General features: G+C 62.1%; 13 protein-coding genes. 4 read left to right on the top strand and 9 right to left on the bottom strand.

The features are described 5' to 3' along the window. Positions 1 to 189: 189 nt before the first annotated feature. From AF337_RS31970 to AF337_RS31960, 3 genes are all read right to left on the bottom strand, one after another. The gene (locus tag AF337_RS31970) at positions 190 to 507 is read right to left on the bottom strand and encodes a hypothetical protein (RefSeq protein ID WP_049735263.1); all 318 of its coding nucleotides are present in this window, start codon (positions 505 to 507) and stop codon (positions 190 to 192) included. 111 nt (positions 508 to 618) lie between these two features. Next, positions 619 to 2,517 (bottom strand): ABC transporter ATP-binding protein, encoded by a 1,899-nt coding sequence (locus tag AF337_RS31965; protein ID WP_049735262.1) that lies wholly within the window; start codon positions 2,515 to 2,517, stop codon positions 619 to 621. A gap of 218 nt (positions 2,518 to 2,735) precedes the next feature. Next, a complete protein-coding gene (locus tag AF337_RS31960) occupies positions 2,736 to 4,697 on the bottom strand; it encodes an ABC transporter ATP-binding protein (protein ID WP_193393678.1) in 1,962 nt (653 codons plus the stop codon). Positions 4,698 to 4,818: 121 nt separating this feature from the next. On the opposite strand from AF337_RS31960, the gene AF337_RS31955 reads away from it, so the two are divergent. From AF337_RS31955 to AF337_RS31945, 3 genes are all read left to right on the top strand, one after another. Further along, positions 4,819 to 5,442, top strand: a complete 624-nt coding sequence (locus AF337_RS31955) for a flavodoxin family protein (RefSeq protein WP_049735261.1) — start codon at positions 4,819 to 4,821, stop codon at positions 5,440 to 5,442. Between the two features lie 287 nt (positions 5,443 to 5,729). After that, entirely contained in the window at positions 5,730 to 7,136 is a 1,407-nt protein-coding gene (locus tag AF337_RS31950) for an FAD/NAD(P)-binding protein (protein ID WP_049735260.1), read from the top strand. A 70-nt stretch (positions 7,137 to 7,206) separates the two neighbouring features. After that, positions 7,207 to 9,135, top strand: coding sequence for a hybrid sensor histidine kinase/response regulator (locus AF337_RS31945; RefSeq protein ID WP_049735259.1), 1,929 nt, complete (start codon positions 7,207 to 7,209; stop codon positions 9,133 to 9,135). Positions 9,136 to 9,207: 72 nt separating this feature from the next. On the opposite strand, the gene AF337_RS31940 is transcribed toward AF337_RS31945, so the two are convergent. The 6 genes from AF337_RS31940 to cyoA form a co-directional block, all read right to left on the bottom strand. Next, a complete protein-coding gene (locus AF337_RS31940) occupies positions 9,208 to 10,359 on the bottom strand; it encodes an acyltransferase family protein (RefSeq protein ID WP_049735258.1) in 1,152 nt (383 codons plus the stop codon). Between the two features lie 107 nt (positions 10,360 to 10,466). Continuing rightward, positions 10,467 to 11,225, bottom strand: coding sequence for an SURF1 family protein (locus AF337_RS31935; protein ID WP_049735257.1), 759 nt, complete (start codon positions 11,223 to 11,225; stop codon positions 10,467 to 10,469). 46 nt (positions 11,226 to 11,271) lie between these two features. Then, positions 11,272 to 11,673: a cytochrome o ubiquinol oxidase subunit IV gene (gene cyoD / locus AF337_RS31930; protein WP_049735256.1), complete on the bottom strand. Its 402-nt coding sequence runs from the start codon at positions 11,671 to 11,673 to the stop codon at positions 11,272 to 11,274. Beyond that, positions 11,670 to 12,290 (bottom strand): cytochrome o ubiquinol oxidase subunit III, encoded by a 621-nt coding sequence (cyoC, locus tag AF337_RS31925; RefSeq protein ID WP_049735264.1) that lies wholly within the window; start codon positions 12,288 to 12,290, stop codon positions 11,670 to 11,672. Before cyoC ends, cyoD begins: the two co-directional genes overlap by 4 nt. A gap of 5 nt (positions 12,291 to 12,295) precedes the next feature. Then, positions 12,296 to 14,299 carry a cytochrome o ubiquinol oxidase subunit I gene (gene cyoB, locus AF337_RS31920; RefSeq protein WP_049735255.1) on the bottom strand — a complete coding sequence of 668 codons (2,004 nt, stop codon included), beginning with the start codon at positions 14,297 to 14,299 and terminating at the stop codon, positions 12,296 to 12,298. Between the two features lie 42 nt (positions 14,300 to 14,341). Further along, positions 14,342 to 15,526 carry a ubiquinol oxidase subunit II gene (cyoA, locus tag AF337_RS31915; protein ID WP_049735254.1) on the bottom strand — a complete coding sequence of 395 codons (1,185 nt, stop codon included), beginning with the start codon at positions 15,524 to 15,526 and terminating at the stop codon, positions 14,342 to 14,344. A gap of 377 nt (positions 15,527 to 15,903) precedes the next feature. On the opposite strand from cyoA, the gene AF337_RS31910 reads away from it, so the two are divergent. Beyond that, positions 15,904 to 17,235, top strand: a complete 1,332-nt coding sequence (locus AF337_RS31910) for an MFS transporter (protein ID WP_049735253.1) — start codon at positions 15,904 to 15,906, stop codon at positions 17,233 to 17,235. The last annotated feature ends 118 nt before the right edge of the window (positions 17,236 to 17,353 follow it).

Below are 17,353 nucleotides of genomic sequence, written 5' to 3'. Positions count from 1 at the left end.
CCACCGCAATAGGCAGTACTACGCCAATAGCGGGTAAAGGGAAGTTACAAAGGTGCAGGCAGGCGGATGAGGGGCTAATTCTTGGCGGATGTCCCTGATATAAAATGACAAAACCGAGGCTGCGCGACGCAGCCTCGGCTGAGGGTCAAGCGATGCTGACGAATTCAGCACCACTTCAAAACTTCAGATCTACTCGCAGACCCGCACGGTTTCGGCGTGGTAGCCGCCGTCATAGCGATTGCGGACGTCGCGATCCTCATACCAGCATCTCGGTTCGACATAGCGGGGGCTCTCCACATAACGAGGGCCTTCATCGACGTAGCGAGGGCCGCCGCCATTGACGAGTGCGCCGCCGATCAGGCCGCCGACGACGCCTGCGGCTACGCCGCCGGCGATGATGCGGCCGGTATTGTCGTGATGGCGATGGTGGTCGCGTGCGGCAGCAGGCTGAATAGCCGATCCAACAAGGGCCGTCGCGATCAACAGGCTGCTGATAATTCTCTTCATAATATTCTCCTCAGTGGTACCGGCCCCCGATTAAAAGGGAAATGCGGCAGCAAGGCGTTGGTTCGTTCAATCTTTGCAACATGCGTTAATGCATGTCATCCGCCTTTAGTCTTAGGTCGCCGATTGTGTCGCCGTCGTTTCTTCCAGCACCTCTTCGGGAATATCGTCGAAGGAGGCGTAGTTGAGGTTATAGAGCCGGGAATAGAGCTTGCCGTTCTTCATCAGCTGCCGGTGGTTGCCGCTTTCGATGATTTCGCCGTTCTGCAGCACGATGATGCGGTCGGCCTCGCGGATCGTCGCCAGGCGATGGGCGATGACGAGGCCGGTGCGGTTTTCGAGCAGCTTGACCAGCGCCTTCTGGATTAGCATCTCGGTATAGCTGTCGATATTGGCGGTCGCCTCGTCGAGCACCAGGATCTTCGCATCCGCCACCAAGGCCCGGGCAAAACTCAGAAGCTGGCGCTGGCCGAGCGAGAGATTGCCGCCGCGCTCGCCGAGAACGCTGTCGTAACCATCGGGAAGGCGCATGACGAATTCATGCGCGCCGACGGCCTTGGCCGCCTCGATCACCTGTTCACGCGTCGCTTCCGCCTTGTGGTAGCGGATGTTTTCGAAGACGGTGCCGGTGAAGAGGAAGGGCTCCTGCAGCACCATGGCGATCTGCGCGCCGAGCGAATCCTGCGTCAGGTCGCGCACATCGTGGCCGCCGACCAGCACCTGGCCCTGCTGCACGTCGTAGAAACGATGGATCAGCGACATGCAGCTCGACTTGCCCGAGCCTGTCGGCCCGACGAGCGCCACCGTCTCGCCGGGATTGACCTTGAAGCTCACATCTTTCAGCACCGGGTGCGTCGGGTTGTAGCCGAAGACGACGTCCCTGAATTCGACCGAGCCGTCCATGTCGCGCGATAGCGCCTTGGCGTCGGGCGCGTCCTTGATGTCGACGGGCACGTCAAGCACTTCGGTCAGCCGCTGGCCTGATGCCATGGCGCGCTGCATCACCGAATATTGCAGCGTCAGCGACCGGATCGGGTCGAAGAAGCGCTGGATGTAGAACAGGAAGGCGACGAGCACGCCGACATCGAGCGCCTGGTTGAGAACGCGGGCGCCGCCGACGACGATGACGAGCGCCATGGCGACGCCGGTCAGGCTGTCGACGATCGGCACCATCACCTGCGCATAACGCGCCGCCGTCAGATGTGTCCGCAAGTTGGCATGCGCCTTGTCGTCGTAAAGGGTGAAGTTGACGCCCTGCCGATCCATGCTCTGGACGGCGCGCACCCCGTGGATGGCTTCGGCGAGCGCGCCGGCCGCAACAGAATTGGTCTCATGGGCGGCCATGAAGGACTTGCGCGCGAGCGGCAGCCAGAACAGCCGGACGATGAACAGCACCGGCAGCACCGAGAGTGTCAGCAGCCCCAGCTTGAAATCGAGATAGAGCATGACGAAAACGATGCCGAAGAGCAGCACGATGTCGCCGACGGAGAGAACAGAGGTCTCGAGGAACTCCTGCATCGAGTTGACGTCGCCCTGCAGACGCGACATCAGCCGTCCCACTTCGGTCTTGTCCATGAAGGAGAGCGAGACGCGCTGGAGATGCGAGAACATCGCCCTGCGGATATCGAAGAGCACGTCTTCCGCCACGCCGCCGACCAGCGTTTCCTGCGCGTAGCTTGCCGCATAGTTGATAAGGATGGCGACGGCGAAGGCGGCGATCGACCAGATCAGCGCCGAAGGGCTGCCGCCCGGCGCCATGCCGTGATCGATGGCATAGCGGATGATCAGCGGAATCAGCAATTGCATCATCGTGAAGGTGAGGACGGCGACGACCGACCAGGCGACCTGGCGGCGATAGGGATGAACGAAAGCCCAGATGCGCTTGACGATATTGCCGTCGAAGGCCTTGCCGAACATCTCCTCCTCGACGCGATGCGAACCGACCACCGCCCGCGGCGGGCGGCGCCCATCCTCGCGAACGTCGGGACGCTCGGTTTCCAGTTCCTCGGCCATCGTCGTTCCTCCTGCGGCCATGACGTCGGGTGGCCTGCATCTCATTGCTTTTCCTCTTCTCCCCAGCGGGGAGAAGGTGCCCGAGGGCGGATGAGGAGGCCGCACGGCACGCCCTCATTTGCCCTTCGCTTCCGCTCAGCGCACTCGTCGCTATCGCGCCTCGCCCTCTCATCGCCTCGCTTTGCTCGGCACTTCTCCCCGATGGGGAGAAGAGAGGATTACGCGCTCAACACCTCGTCGCCCGGCCGCACCTGCAGCTCATAGAGCGCCTTGTAGCGCCCGCCGAGCGCCAGCAGCGCCGCATGGGTTCCGCGCTCGACGATCTTTCCGTCTTCGACGAACAGGATCTGGTCGGCATGCATCAGCGAGCTCAGGCGATGGGCAACGATGATCGTCACGCGGTCGGCGGCATAACGGCGCATGGCGCTGCGGATGCGCTGCTCGGTGGCGGCGTCGATTGCCGCGGTGGAATCGTCGAACACCATCACCGCCGGCTTCAGCATCAGCGCGCGGGCGATCGAAAGGCGCTGCCGCTGGCCGCCGGACAGTGAAACGCCGCGCTCGCCGACGACAGTGCCATAGCCAGTGGGAAGGCCGAGCACGTAATTGTGCAGCTGGGCGCTTTCACTGGCGCGTTCGATGCGGCCTTCCTTTGCCCACGGGTCGCCATAGGCGATGTTGTTTTCGATCGTCGTGGTGAACAGGAAGGAATCCTGCTGCACGACGGCAACCGCCCGGCGCAATGATTGCAGCGTCGCCTTGCGGATGTCCTGCCCGTCGATGGTGATCTTGCCGGCGCTGACGTCGTAGAAGCGCGGAATCAGATGGGCGATCGTCGACTTGCCGCTGCCGGGCGGCCCGACGATGCCGATCGTCTGGCCGCGCCTGGCTTCGAAGGAGACGTCGTGGAGCACGGTGCGTTTTTCCGAACCCGGATAGGCGAAGCTGACATTCTCGAAGCGCAGCACGCCGTTCGTCACCGCCAATTCCCTGGCATCGGGCGCATCCTTGATCGATATGTCGAGATCGAGCAGGTTGAAGAGCCGCGTGCCGCAGGTCGAGGCGCGGGCAAAGGCATTGACCATCAGGCCGAGCTGGCGGACCGGCATCTGCAGGATGGTCATGAAGGTCAGGAACGAGGCGAGCGTGCCGACGGTGATCTCGCCCGACATCACCTTGCCGCCGCCGACGAAGAGCACCAGACCCATCGCCGCGAAGAAGGAGAAGGTCATGGCGCTGGTATTCGTCACGCGGATGCCGACGCGCTGATGCGCAAGCGCCAGGGCGTTCTTCGAGGCCGCCTCGAATTTCGACATTTCGTGGTCCTGTGCGGCAAAGGCGCGCACGACGCGGATGCCGCCGAGATTCTCTTCCATGATGCGGGTCAGTACCGACAGCCGCTCCTGCAGGTCGAGCCAGGTGGCGCGCAGCCTCAGCTGCGTCACCGAGGAGCGCCAGCCGACGAAGGGCACGAAGGAGAGCGCGAGAAGGCCGAGCACGACATCGGTCGACAGCAGCATATAGGCGCCGATGCCGATCAGGATCGACAGCAGGATCATCCGGACGAGCGCTGTCGAAAAATACATCCGCACGCCTTCGAGATCGAGCAGGCCGATGGTGATCAGATCGCCGGAGTGTACGGTGTCGTGAAAGCTGAAAGAGAGGCGCTGGATCTTTTCGTAGCAGGCCAGCCGCAATTCGTAGCCGATGTGATGACCAACGGCTTCGCTGTAATAGTTCTGAACCATGGTGAAGAGGCCGCGCAGCACGCTGGCGCCGAGCAGAAGCAGCGCCGTGGTCAGAAGCGCGTCCTGCGCCGCCTGGCCCGCGGCGCCGCCGCTCATCGCCATCTGCGTGTGGTCGACCGCCTGGCCGAGAAGGCGGGGGATCATCAGCTGGAAGGTGGAGGCAACCAGCGTGGCGCCGATCGCAAAACCCGATTGCCAGGGGTGGCGGAAGGCCATCATGGTGATGCGCACCAATGTGAAGAGGCCTCGGCCCCAGCCTGCCGCAGTTGCAAGCGCCATCGAAGCCGAAGGCTTCGTCGCGCGTATGAACGCATCGCTGCTCACGGTGTTTTTTCCAATAGATGTGTGGTCGGACGCTGGCCCGAAAAGACGGCAAATCCATGAAAGGATTGATAGCATCGTCACTTTTGCCGATTCCATTTGGGGGTTCAAGTAAAGAATTCACCAACTGGTTATTTTTACGTGAGGTCCCCTCGCGTCCCGAAGGGAACAATCGGCGCGCGGTTGGGTTGCGGCAGACGACCCCTGAGGCATCCGTTACCGGAGAGAGACCATGCCGCTGAAAGCCCTTGCTCTCAATGCAACTTTGAAGACCAGCGATGCCGAAGAGCCGTCTTCGACCGACCGGATGATCGGCCTCATCGACAAGGCGCTGTCGGCCTATGACGTCAAGACGGAGGTGCTCCGGCTTGCCGACTTCAACGTCAAGCCGGGCGTCACATCGGACGAAGGCGAAGGCGATGACTGGCCGGATATCCGCGCCAAGGTGCTCGCCGCCGACATCCTGATCATGGCGACGCCGATCTGGCTCGGCCAGCCCTCCAGCGTCTGCAAGCGGGCGCTGGAGCGCATGGACGCCTTCCTCGACGAGACGGACGATAAGGGCCGCATGGTCTCCTACGGCAGGGTCGCGGCCGTGGCCGTCGTCGGCAACGAGGATGGAGCCCATCATGTGTCGGCCGAACTCTACCAGGCACTGAACGACGTCGGCTTCACCATTCCGGCCAATGCCGTCGCCTACTGGGTCGGCGAGGCGATGGGTTCCAGGAATTTCGTCGATCTCGACAAGGTGCCGAAGGTCGTGACGACATCAGTCGACATGCTGGCGCGCAACACGGCACATCTGGCGGGCCTGTTGAAGGCGAAACAATATCCTGGCGAGCGGCTGAAGTCGTAGCTGCGGCGCTGGCGCTTCTAAATCGTGTTACATTCCAATGACTTGAAACGCCATGGCAATAAAGCTCTTGCCACGGGCGCCGTTTGGCGCTTTGATACACGACTAGTTTGATAGACTATAGACGGGCGTGATTGCTCCGCCCGTGCACTTCCGGGGCCTCCGGCTCGGACTTCGATCCTGCGGCAAATCGTGAATGGCCGCATGAACCTCATCAACGCATGATCGGCTGTCTATGCGTTGAAACCTCGATCGACACACGGTGCGGATGAAGCCGCAAAGGAGTTGCGATGACGGTTCAAGGACTTTTTTCCGCCAGAGCCAATGCGGCGGCGCAGATTTCCGCCGTGCCGCGGATTGCCATCGTCGGGCGCGGTTTTTCCGGGATGATGACCGCGATTGCGCTGATGAAGACGGTGCGTGCGCCCTTCCATCTGCAGCTGTTCGATCCGAATTCCTCGGTCAGCGGCGGGCAGGCGCTGGCCTCGGTCCGCTCTTCGACAATCCTCAATACCCGTGTGCGCGATCTCTCGGTCGCGGTCGGCGACAGCGACGATTTCAACGACTGGCTCTGCGGCAATACAGCCTTCCGCGCCGCCGTGCCGGCCGCCATACCCGGTTTCCGGCAGATCTTCGTGCCGAGGGAAATCTTCAGCGATTATGTCTACCAGCGCTTTTCCGAAGCGCTGGCCGCGCGCAGGGACATCACCGTCCAGGTCTGCAACGATCCGGTGGTGGCGATCCGCAGGAGCCACGGCAACCGCTTCCTGCTCGAAAGCGTCAATCCCGCCAATCCGCTGTTCGATACCGTGATGCTAGCCACCGGTTATGGCCTGAACGATCAGGGCGCCGGCGGCGAGGAGGCTTCGCCGGTCAGGGCGCAGCGGCTGGTGGCAAGGCCGCATGCGGTTCTGCTCGGCAGCGGCATCCGCCTCGTCGACCAGTTGCTGCAGCTGCGCGATGCCGGTTATGCCGGCCAGGTGACGATCATCTCCAGGCGCGGCTTCCTGCCGCAGAGCCATACGCCGAATTCCGCCGATCCGGTGTTTCCGGCCGAAGCGTTGCCGGAGAGCCTGCCCGAGATCGTCCGCTTCATCCGTCAGGCTTGCCGCGAGGCCGAGGAAGAGGGCAGAAGCTGGCAATCGGTGATGAACGGCCTGAGGAAACACGCCCGCTCGCTCTGGCGTTCGCTCCCGGCGCGCCACAAACACCAGTTCAACCGGCATCTGAGAGCAATCTACGATAGCCACCGCAACCGCCTGCCGGAGGCCATGCACCTGCGCCTGAAACGCGAGCTTGCCGAAGGCCGCACGGTGCTGCGCCGCGGCCGGGCCGGGCGCCGTGGCCTCAGCGGCTTGTTCTTCACGCCGGCCGGTTCCTCCACCGAAGAGGTCATCCATGCCGAACGCGTCATCGATTGCCGTTGTCAGGCGCCGGATCTTTCGGCGCCGCTGATCGGAAGCCTGTTTTCCGCCGGTCTCGCCATGCCCGACGAACTCTCGCTCGGGCTGGCGGTCAATGCGCGCGGCGAGCCCTTCCTGGAGGACGGTTCGACCGTTGCCGGGCTTTTTGCCGTCGGCCCGCTCGGCCTCGGCAGCCTTCCCGATATCGATCTGGTGCCGGAGATTGTCTCGCAGGCCTATGCCGCTGCCGAGCGGGTGGGCGCGCAGTTCTATCCGCAGGTCAAAGCAGTCTGAAAATTTGAGGCCCCTTCGGAACCATCCGCCTGCCGCGGCGTTATCAAGCGCTGGCGAGTAAGAGGGGCCGATGGAAGCGCTGAATCGACAAGATACGTCCCTAAACGAAGAGGGACGCTTTCGCCTTTTGGTCGATGCCATCACCGACTACGCCATCTATATGCTCAGCCCTGAAGGCATCGTCACCAGCTGGAATACCGGTGCGCAGCGGTTCAAAGGCTACAAGCCGTCGGAAATTCTCGGTGAGCATTTTTCCCGTTTTTACTCGGAAGAGGACCGCGCCGCGGGAATTCCGGAGCGCGCGCTCGCAACCGCCAAGGAGCAGGGCCGGTTCGAGGGCGAGGGCTGGCGTCAGCGCAAGGATGGAACCCGCTTCTGGGCGCATGTGATCATCGACCCGATCCGCCGTCCCTCCGGCGAACTCATCGGCTATGCCAAGATCACCCGGGACCTGACCGAACGCAGAGCGGCCGAAAAGGCGATCCGCCAGAGTGAGGAACAATTCCGCCGGCTGGTCCAGGGCGTTTCGGATTATGCGATCTACATGCTCGATCCCGACGGCAATGTCAGCAGCTGGAATTTCGGCGCCGAGCGCATCAAGGGCTATCGGCCCGATGAAATCATCGGCCGGCATTTCTCGACCTTCTATACCCCGGAGGACCGTGAAGCCGGCGTACCGGAGATGGCGCTCGGCATCGCGCGCGCCGAGGGCCGGTTCGAGCGGGAAGGCTGGCGCGTCCGCAAGGACGGCACCCGCTTCTGGGCCAGCATCGTCATCGACGTCATCCGCGACGATGAAGGCGGTGTGCTGGGTTTTGCCAAGATCACCCGCGATATTACCGAGAAGATGGAGACCCAGCGGGCGCTGGAGCAGGCCCGCGAAGAGCTGTTCCAATCGCAGAAGATGGAGGCGATCGGCCAATTGACCGGCGGCATCGCCCATGATTTCAACAATCTGCTGATGGCCGTGCTCGGCAGTCTGGAAATCCTGAAGAAACGCATGCCGCAGGATCTGTCGCTGACATCGCTTGTCGATAACGCCATGCAGGGGGCCCAGCGGGGCGCGGCGTTGACGCAGCGCATGCTGGCCTTTTCCCGCCGGCAGGAACTGCACATCGAGCCGATCGACGTTTCCGGCCTGATGCGCGGCATGATGGATATGCTGAGCCGGTCGCTCGGCCCCCTCACCAGGATCGAGACCTCTTTCCCGGTCAGGCTGCCGACGATCCTGACCGATCCGAACCAGCTGGAGATGGCGATCCTGAACCTCGTGGTCAACGCCCGCGACGCCATGCCTTCCGGCGGCCGGATCGTGCTTCGCGCGTCGGAGGAAACCGCGCCGTCAGGCAAGGGTCCGCTGCCGCATGGCCGCTATGTAAGAATCGCGGTGATCGATGAAGGCGAGGGCATGGATGCAAAGACGATGGAGCAGGCAATCACGCCGTTCTTCACCACCAAGGGTGTCGGCAAGGGCACCGGTCTCGGCCTTTCGATGGTTCAGGGCCTTGCCTCCCAGTCCGGCGGCCGCCTGATGCTGAAGAGCCGCCTTGGCGAAGGCACGACGGCTGAGTTGTGGTTCCCGGTCGTCAATGTCAAGCAGGCGGTGCAGGTCGCGGCCGACCTGCCGCAACGCGCGGAAAATGCGCCGCGCGGGCTGCGCATCGTCGCCGTCGATGACGATGGTCTGGTGCTGATGAATACGACGCTGATGCTGGAGGATCTCGGTCACACCGTGTTCGAGGCGATGGCAGGTCCCGAGGCGCTCGAGATCCTGCGCAGGCAGCCGGTCGATCTGGTGATTTGCGACCATGCCATGCCGCGCATGACAGGTGCCGAGCTCGCCAAGGTGATCCGCGGGGAATGGCCTGAAATGCCGATCATTCTCGCAACCGGTTACGCCGAACTCCCCGAAGGCACCGGCATCGCCAATCTGCCCCGCCTCGGCAAGCCTTTTTCGCAGGCGCAGCTCGCCGATGCGATCAGCCGGGTCGCTTCTTAGAGCAAATCCAGGAAAAGAGTGAAACGGTTTTCCGTCCGGAATTGCGTAAAACAAAAAGCTGGGGCGGCGGCGCTAGGCCAGACGCTTCTCGTCGCCATTATCCTGGATGACGGCGCGGTCAGTCCCGGCCGTGGCTGAAGCGGCGGCGCTCTGGAGACGCTTTTCAGTGTCTTGCAGGTCAAGAATCGCGCGTTCGATCTGCTCAGCCGGAGTTTCGACGCGCTGCCGATGACGCTGCCACAAGCCGACGAGCAGGCGTCGGCTCGGGACTTCGATCGTCTCATGCAGGAACCATGCTCCCCCCACCGCAACGAACAGGGCTACCGCGATGAGCGCCGGTTCCGGCATCACAGTTTCAAAAGTCCGATGCACCAGGAACATTATCGGGACGTGGAAAAGATAGAGTGAGAAGCTGATCGTCCCGAGAAACCTCACCGGTGCAGCTGCCAGGACATTTACCGCGATGGGAGGTTGGCGAGCGACGAGCGCCACGATGACGGCTGCGGCGGCCGCGCTTTGCAGGCTCCAGAATTCGGGGGAAGAACCAGGCGCGAGTATCCTATAGGTGAAGAACACCACCAGAAGGAACAGCGTCAAAATTCCCGTGAGTGCGGATGGCGTCCATTTATCCCAGTAGGAATGCATCCGCCCGGCAAGTGCGCCGAAAAGAAAGTAGGGGAGTTTGGAAACGAGCAATATTCCAGGCCCAGGCAATTCCAGCAGGCCATCGACGACGACGATGACTGCGAAACTGACGATCACGCCGCTGTAGCGCTGCGGGCGGGCCAGGCAAAGCCACAGGATCGGGAAGAGCAGATAGAATTGAATTTCGGGTGGGATCGACCAGAAAACACCACTCGAGCCGAGAAGAAAGACATGGCGCAGAAAGTCCGTGGTGCCGGTGATGGGCTGAACGAAGTCCAGATTTGCTATGCCGGACAGCATCGCCACGAGCAGAACGGCCGTGAGATAAACCGGATAGATGCGGGCAAAGCGGCTCACCAGAAAATCCAGGACGCTTTCTCTGGTCACCGGCCGTAAACCGTAGAGATGGGCCATCAGGAAGCCGCTGAGGGCAAAAAACAAGCCGACGGCTTCGCTGCCCATGGTCATCGCATGCGCGGATGTGCCAGGAAAGATAAGTCCGACATGGGCTTGAACGACCAGCAGCGCGGCGATACCGCGCAGGCCATCGAGACTGGGAATGTAATCCGGCCGGTTCATGTGCAGCTTTGTCTATTCTGTTCCGGTCAGAAATATCGGACATCGCTTTACACGATATTAATCCGGTTGCGCTGAAGCCGGTCCGCGCAACCGCTCGCCGGACCGAATTACTCCCGGCGGCGTCTTTCGATCTTGCCGCGAAGGATGAACACCAGCAGGGCGAGCGCCATCGCCGCCAGGCCGTACCAGGTGACCGCATAGACGAGATGGTTGTTGGCGAAATGGATGATTGTCAGGCCGCCGACAGGCAGGCCGCCCGGATTGGCGGCGGCGTCGGCATCGATGAAATAGGGCGCGACCGCACCGATGCCGCGCTTTTCAGCGATCGTCGCGACATCGCGCGAATACCAGCGGTCGGCGGCGGCGTCGTTGGATTGCAGCAGCGATCCCTTCGGCTCGGTCATCCGCATGAGGCCGGTGATCTCGACCGGACCTGACAATTCGCCGGCGCGACGTGCGGCCGGATCGCGCCTGTCGATCGGCACAAAGCCGCGATTGACGAGAATGGCCGTGCCGTCGGCAAGGATGAGCGGCGTCATCACCCAATAACCCGGACCGAGCACCGTGGAGGCGTAGACCAGCGTTTCCTTGTCGTTCGCCAGCGTCCCGGCTGCGGTCACCCGGCGATATTCGTCATCGGCGGCACTGACCTTGCCCCAATCGGCCTGCGCCGGTGCCGACACTGCTGCGGCATGCACCCGCTCATCGACACGGGCGATGAGGTCGCGCTTCCAGGCAAGCCGCTGCACCTGCCAGGTGCCGAGGGCCGCGAGAGCTGTGGCAAGCAGCGCCAGGCAGACGCAGAAGATCATGCGTTTTGCCTGAAAAGGCTGCCTTTGCGATTTGTCCGGGAGAGACCCGCTCATAGGCTGACCCGATGCCGGCGGCGCTGCCGCCGGCGCTCGGTGACCGTCACGGCATGTTCTTCATCATCTCGGGGCTCATCGGCATCATGTTGCTGTTGAGATGATGCATGACCCAGAGCGAACCGGAGAGCGCGATGGCGACGATGATGATGGTAAAGATCAGCGCCATCATCGTCCAGCCGCCCTCGCTGCGCGGGTTCATGTGCAGGAAGAAGACCATATGGACGACGATCTGGATGGCGCCGATGCCCATCACCAGCGCCGCCGTCACCAGCGGGCTGGCGAACACGCCGGCCATGACCAGCCAGAAGGGAATGGCGGTCAGGACGACGGAGAGCGCGAAGCCCGTCATATAGCTGCGGAAGGTGCCGTGACCGGCCTGATGGCCGTGGCTGTGGCCGTGATGGGCCTCGTGGGCATCCTCATGCGCGGGTGCTTGCGAACTCATCCGAGAACTCCCAGGAGATAGACGAAGGAAAAGACGCCGATCCAGACGACGTCGAGGAAGTGCCAGAACATCGACAGGCACATCAGACGGCGGCGGTTGGCTTCGACCAGCCCGTGCATCGACACCTGCACCATCAGCGTGATCAGCCAGATGATGCCGAAGGTGACGTGCAGACCGTGCGTGCCGACCAGCGTGAAGAAGGAGGAGAGGAAGGCGCTGCGCGTCGGCCCGGCGCCTTCGTGGATCAGATGGATGAACTCATAGAGTTCGAGCCCGATGAAAGCTGCGCCGAACAGGCCGGTGACAGCAAGCCAGAACAGCGTCTCCGCCTTGGCGTTGCGCTCCATCTGCAGCATCGCGAAGCCGTAGGTGATCGACGAGAACAGCAGCATCGAGGTGTTGAGGGCGACGATCGGCAGATCGAAGAGATCGGCCGGCGACGGACCGGCGGCATAATTACGGCCGAGCACGCCGTGGGTGGCAAACAGCACCGCAAAGATCAGGCAGTCGCTCATCAGGTAGAGCCAGAAGCCGAGATTGGTGCTGTTTTCCGGATGATGATCTTCCGTCAGGTAGAATTCAGGCTTTTCGGCCGTGTCGATGGTCTGATCGCTCATGGTCATTACACCTGCTCGGCAAGCAGCGCGGTGCGCTTGCCTTCCGTTTCGGTCACCTCTTCGGCGGGGATGTGGAAGTCGCGTCGGTAATTGAAGGTATGGCCGATCGCGACGACCAGCAGGCCGACGAAGGAGACGACGACCAGCCACCACATGTACCAGATCAGGCCGAAGGCCAGCGCGACGCTGATGCCCGAGAGGATGGCGCCGGTACCGGTATTCTTCGGCATATGGATCGGCCGGAAGCCCTCCAGCGGACGCGCATAACCCCGGTTCTTCATGTCGTACCAGCTGTCATGATCATGGACGACGGGTGTGAAGGCGAAGTTGTAATCCGGCGGCGGCGAGGCGGTCGACCATTCCAGCGTGCGGCCGTCCCACGGATCGCCGCTGTCGTCGCGCAGTTCCTCGCGCTTCATGAAGCTGACGACGATCTGGATCAGGAAGGCGGCGATGCCGAGCGCGATCAGGCCGACGCCGAAGGCGGCGATGATGAACCAGATCTGCAGCGACGGGTCCTCGAACTGGCTCATGCGGCGGGTGACGCCCATCAGGCCGAGCACATAGAGCGGCATGAAGGCGAACCAGAAGCCGATCTGCCAGAACCAGAAGCTCAGCTTGCCCCAGAAGGGGTCGAGCTTGAAACCGAAGGCCTTCGGGAACCAGTAGTTCACGCCGGCGAACATGCCGAAGAGAACGCCGCCGATGATGACGTTGTGGAAGTGGGCGATGAGGAACAGCGAATTGTGCAGCACGAAGTCGGCCGGCGGCACGGCGAGCATGACGCCGGTCATGCCGCCGATAACGAAGGTCACCATGAAGCCGACCGTCCACAGCATCGGCACCTCAAAGCGGATGCGGCCGCGATACATGGTGAACAGCCAGTTGAAGATCTTCGCTCCCGTGGGGATCGAGATGATCATCGTGGTGATGCCGAAGAAGGAGTTGACTGAGGCACCCGAGCCCATCGTGAAGAAGTGATGCAGCCAGACGATATAGGACAGGATCATGATCACGCAGGTGGCGTAGACCATCGAGGCGTAACCGAACAGGCGTTTTCCCGAGAAGGTCGCGACGACTTCGGAGAAGATGCCGAAGGCCGGCAGCACCAGGATGTAAACCTCCGGATGGCCCCAGATCCAGATGAGGTTGATGTACATCATCGGATTGCCGCCGAGGTCGTTGGTGAAGAAGTTGGTGCCGGCGTAGCGATCGAGCGACAACAGAGCGAGCGTTGCGGTCAGGATCGGGAAGGAGGCGACGATCAGCACGTTGGTGCAGAGCGCCGTCCAGGTGAAGACCGGCATCTTCATGAAGGTCATGCCCGGCGCGCGCATCTTGACGATGGTGGCGATCAGATTGATGCCCGAAAGCGTCGTTCCGACACCGGCCACCTGCAGGCCCCAGATATAATAGTCGACGCCGACACCAGGACTGTAGGCGGCGCCCGACAGCGGCGGGTAGGCGAGCCAGCCGGTCTGGGCGAATTCGCCGATGAACAGCGACAGCATGATGATAACAGCGCCGGCGGTGGTCATCCAGAAGGAAAAATTGTTCAAGAAGGGGAAGGAGACGTCGCGCGCGCCGATCTGCAGCGGCACCACGAAATTCATCAGGCCGGTGACGAAGGGCATTGCCACGAAGAAGATCATGATGACGCCGTGGGCGGTGAACACCTGGTCGTAATGGTGCGGCGGCAGATAACCCTCCGAACCGTTGAAGGCGATCGCCTGCTGGATGCGCATCAGGATGGCGTCGGAGAAGCCGCGCAACAGCATGATGACGGCGAGGATCACATACATGATGCCGATCTTCTTGTGATCGACGCTGCAGATCCAGTCGTTCCAGAGCGGGCCCCAGAACTTGAAATAGGTGATGAGGCCGAGCACCGCGATGGCGCCGATGACGACGCCGATGAAGGTCACGACCAGGATCGGCTCGTGATAGGGGATGGCATCGAGGGTCAACCGGCCGAAGACGAACTTCAGGAGGTCAGGATTGGAAAACATGGAACAACCCGTTCATTATGTCTTGCGACGCAAAGCGCCAGGTTAATTGTTGTTGTTGAGCTGCGCCGGCGCAGGATCGGCGCCGTTGGTCATGCCGGGCATGGAATGGCCGTCATGCTGCATGTCCATGCCGGGCGTGCTGTTCATGCCGGGCATGTCGTGCTGCATGCTGTTGCCATCGTTTGACTTGGCCGGTTCGCTGCGCGCCGGAGCGCCCGTTGCCGGCACGGTGGCGGCAGGCGCCACGATGCCTTCGTCGGCATGGCGGTTGTCATATTGCAGCTTGTCGCGATTCTCGGCACTCTCCTTGCCGCCGCCGCCCTTCATGTCGATGTGCATCATCTCGTTCATGCACATTTTGCCCGGCGTGGCGCACATGTTGAGAATGGCGCCGTAGAGATCGGCATCGGCGCCGGCATAGTAGCGCACCGGTTCCTTCTCGCTCGGCTTCTCCAGCTTCAGATAGGTGTCGCGGTTGAGCATCGTGCCCTGCTGCTTGACCTTCGCCACCCAGGCGTCGAAGCCTTCGCGGGTAAGACCGTGGAACTTGAACCGCATATGCGAGAAGCCCGCGCCGCTGTAATTGGCGGAGAAGCCCTCATACTCGCCTTCCCTATTGATGACGGCGTGCAGCTTGGTCTCCATGCCCGGCATGGCGTAGATCTGGCCGGCAAGGGCGGGGATATAGAAGGAGTTCATCACCGAGGAGGCGGTGATCTTGAAATTGATCGGCATATCCACCGGGGCGGCGAGCTCGTTGACCGTGGCGATGCCGAGTTCGGGATAGAAGAACAGCCACTTCCAGTCGAGCGCCACGACCTCGACGGTCAGCGGCTTGGTATCGGCCGGAATGGCGCGCTCCGCATCGAGGCGATCGAGCGGCCGGTAGGGATCGAGCTTATGGGTGGAAATCCAGGTCACGGCGCCGAGCGCGATGATGATCGCCAGGGGTGCAGCCCAGATGATGATTTCGAGGCGGGTCGAATGGTGCCATTCCGGCGCATAGGTTGCGGCCGTGTTGGAGTGGCGGTAGCGCCAGGCGAAGAGCAGCGTCAGGAAGATCACCGGGATGATGATCAGAAGCATCAGCACCGTCGAGATGACGATGAGATCGCGCTGTTGCACGGCGATGTCGCCGGACGGCGCCATGACCACCATGTTGCATCCTGCCAGGAAAAGCAGCGGCAAGACGGATAGAAGGCGGGAAAACTTCATGAGTTTTGGCACGTCTCTAAGCTCTTGTTGTTTCGTTTGTCTCGCGACTAAAGCACTGAACCTGATCGCGACATGAGGCCTTTGGTCGCAGTGCAGCAAGCATGCCGCACTGCGGCGTAAATCATGGTGTGCTATAGCGTTGAAATCCTGATGAAATCCAGAAGGATTTTTCGCCGGCGCATGTTTCAGTCCAATATATCCCCAACAACCGGCCAAGCCAGCATTTGCAGGGGAAAATCACCGTTCGGGTCACGCAATTTTTCCTTTGCACGCTTCATTTGCGCCGTGATGATCAACTATTTCAGTCTTACGGACTTGATAAGCCTGCGGGTTTGATCAAGATCACGCTTGGGGCGCCTTGCCGGAAGCGCCTTAACGAGGAGGCGTTTATGGCAACAACATCGCATTACGGGCCGTCATCATCGTCGCTGGAACGCGACGCGCGGCGTATTCACGACGACAAACCGGTTTCGCCTGGCAGCATCGCCGTCGGCGTGGTCATCGGCCGCATGTCGGAATTCTTCGATTTCTTCGTCTATGGCCTCGCCTCGGTCCTGGTCTTTCCACAGCTGGTCTTCCCCTTCGCGCCGGACAGGCTGATGGCGACACTCTATTCCTTCGCCATCTTTTCGCTCGCCTTCCTTGCCCGCCCGGTCGGCTCGGTCGTCTTCATGACCATCGACCGGATGTATGGGCGCGGCACCAAGCTGACGATCGCGCTCTTCCTGCTCGGCGGCTCCACGGCCTCGATCGCCTTCCTGCCGGGTTATGAGGAGATCGGCGTCTGGTCGATCGCGCTCTTGGCGCTCTTCCGCCTCGGCCAGGGTTTTGCGCTCGGCGGCGCCTGGGACGGGCTTGCCTCGCTGCTGGCGCTCAACGCGCCGGCCAACCGCCGCGGCTGGTACGCGATGATCCCGCAGCTCGGCGCGCCGATCGGCTTTGCGCTGGCAAGCACGCTGTTCGGTTATTTCGTCGCCAATCTTTCCAGCGAGGATTTCCTCTCCTGGGGCTGGCGTTATCCCTTCTTCGTCGCCTTCGCGATCAACGTCGTGGCGCTGTTTGCGCGTCTGCGGCTGGTCATGACCAAGGAATTCGGCACGCTGCTCGAACAGCACGAGCTGGAGGCAGCACCTATCCTCGACGTGCTGCGCGTTCACGGCCGCGATATCCTGATCGGCGCCTTCGTGCCGCTCGCCAGCTTTGCCATGTTCCACCTCGTCACCATCTTCCCGCTCGGCTGGATGAGCCTTTACGGCAACCAGCCGATCGGCGCCTTCATGGTGGTGCAGGTGGTCGGCGCCATGGTCGGCATCCTCACGATCATCGCCTCGGGCCTGATCGCCGACCGCATCGGCCGGCGCGCCCAGCTTGCCATCTGCGCCGTCCTGATCGCCGTCTTCAGCTTCGTCGGGCCGATCCTGATCGCCTCCGGCAACAGCGGCCACGACGCTTTCGTCATCATCGGTTTCGGCGTGCTCGGCCTGTCCTTCGGCCAGGCGACCGGCTCGATCTCGTCGCGCTTCGGCCGCGGCTATCGCTACACCGGCGCCGCCTTCACCTCGGACCTCGCCTGGCTGATCGGCGCGGGCTTCGCGCCGCTGGTGGCGCTCAGCCTCTCCAGCCGCTTCGGCCTGACCTTCGTCGGCTACTACCTGCTCTCCGGCGCGATCTGCACCCTGGCCGCACTCGCCTTCAGCAGGGCACTGGAACAGCGGGAATAGGCGGGTCGTCGAGGCCCGCCCCTCATCCGCCTGCCGGCACCTTCTCCCCGCTTGCGGGGCGAAGGGACCGAGCCGTGACCTCTCGGTCTCTCACTAACCTCTCGTAGGGCACGTCCCC

It is taken from the genome of Rhizobium ecuadorense (assembly GCF_001187535.1).
GTDB classification, from domain to species: domain Bacteria; phylum Pseudomonadota; class Alphaproteobacteria; order Rhizobiales; family Rhizobiaceae; genus Rhizobium; species Rhizobium ecuadorense.
The sequence above is the reverse complement of the archived record's forward strand: the minus strand, read 5'-3'. Positions and strand labels throughout refer to the sequence as shown.

Excerpts from the sequence above, each read along its gene's own strand:
- AF337_RS31970 (WP_049735263.1), bottom strand. The coding sequence starts at position 507 with ATGAAGAGAATTATCAGCAGCCTGTTGATCGCGACGGCCCTTGTTGGA.
- AF337_RS31965 (WP_049735262.1), bottom strand. The coding sequence starts at position 2,517 with ATGGCCGAGGAACTGGAAACCGAGCGTCCCGACGTTCGCGAGGATGGG.
- AF337_RS31955 (WP_049735261.1), top strand. The coding sequence starts at position 4,819 with ATGCCGCTGAAAGCCCTTGCTCTCAATGCAACTTTGAAGACCAGCGAT.
- AF337_RS31950 (WP_049735260.1), top strand. The coding sequence starts at position 5,730 with ATGACGGTTCAAGGACTTTTTTCCGCCAGAGCCAATGCGGCGGCGCAG.
- AF337_RS31945 (WP_049735259.1), top strand. The coding sequence starts at position 7,207 with ATGGAAGCGCTGAATCGACAAGATACGTCCCTAAACGAAGAGGGACGC.
- AF337_RS31940 (WP_049735258.1), bottom strand. The coding sequence starts at position 10,359 with ATGAACCGGCCGGATTACATTCCCAGTCTCGATGGCCTGCGCGGTATC.
- AF337_RS31935 (WP_049735257.1), bottom strand. The coding sequence starts at position 11,225 with ATGAGCGGGTCTCTCCCGGACAAATCGCAAAGGCAGCCTTTTCAGGCA.
- cyoD (WP_049735256.1), bottom strand. The coding sequence starts at position 11,673 with ATGAGTTCGCAAGCACCCGCGCATGAGGATGCCCACGAGGCCCATCAC.
- cyoC (WP_049735264.1), bottom strand. The coding sequence starts at position 12,290 with ATGAGCGATCAGACCATCGACACGGCCGAAAAGCCTGAATTCTACCTG.
- cyoB (WP_049735255.1), bottom strand. The coding sequence starts at position 14,299 with ATGTTTTCCAATCCTGACCTCCTGAAGTTCGTCTTCGGCCGGTTGACC.
- AF337_RS31910 (WP_049735253.1), top strand. The coding sequence starts at position 15,904 with ATGGCAACAACATCGCATTACGGGCCGTCATCATCGTCGCTGGAACGC.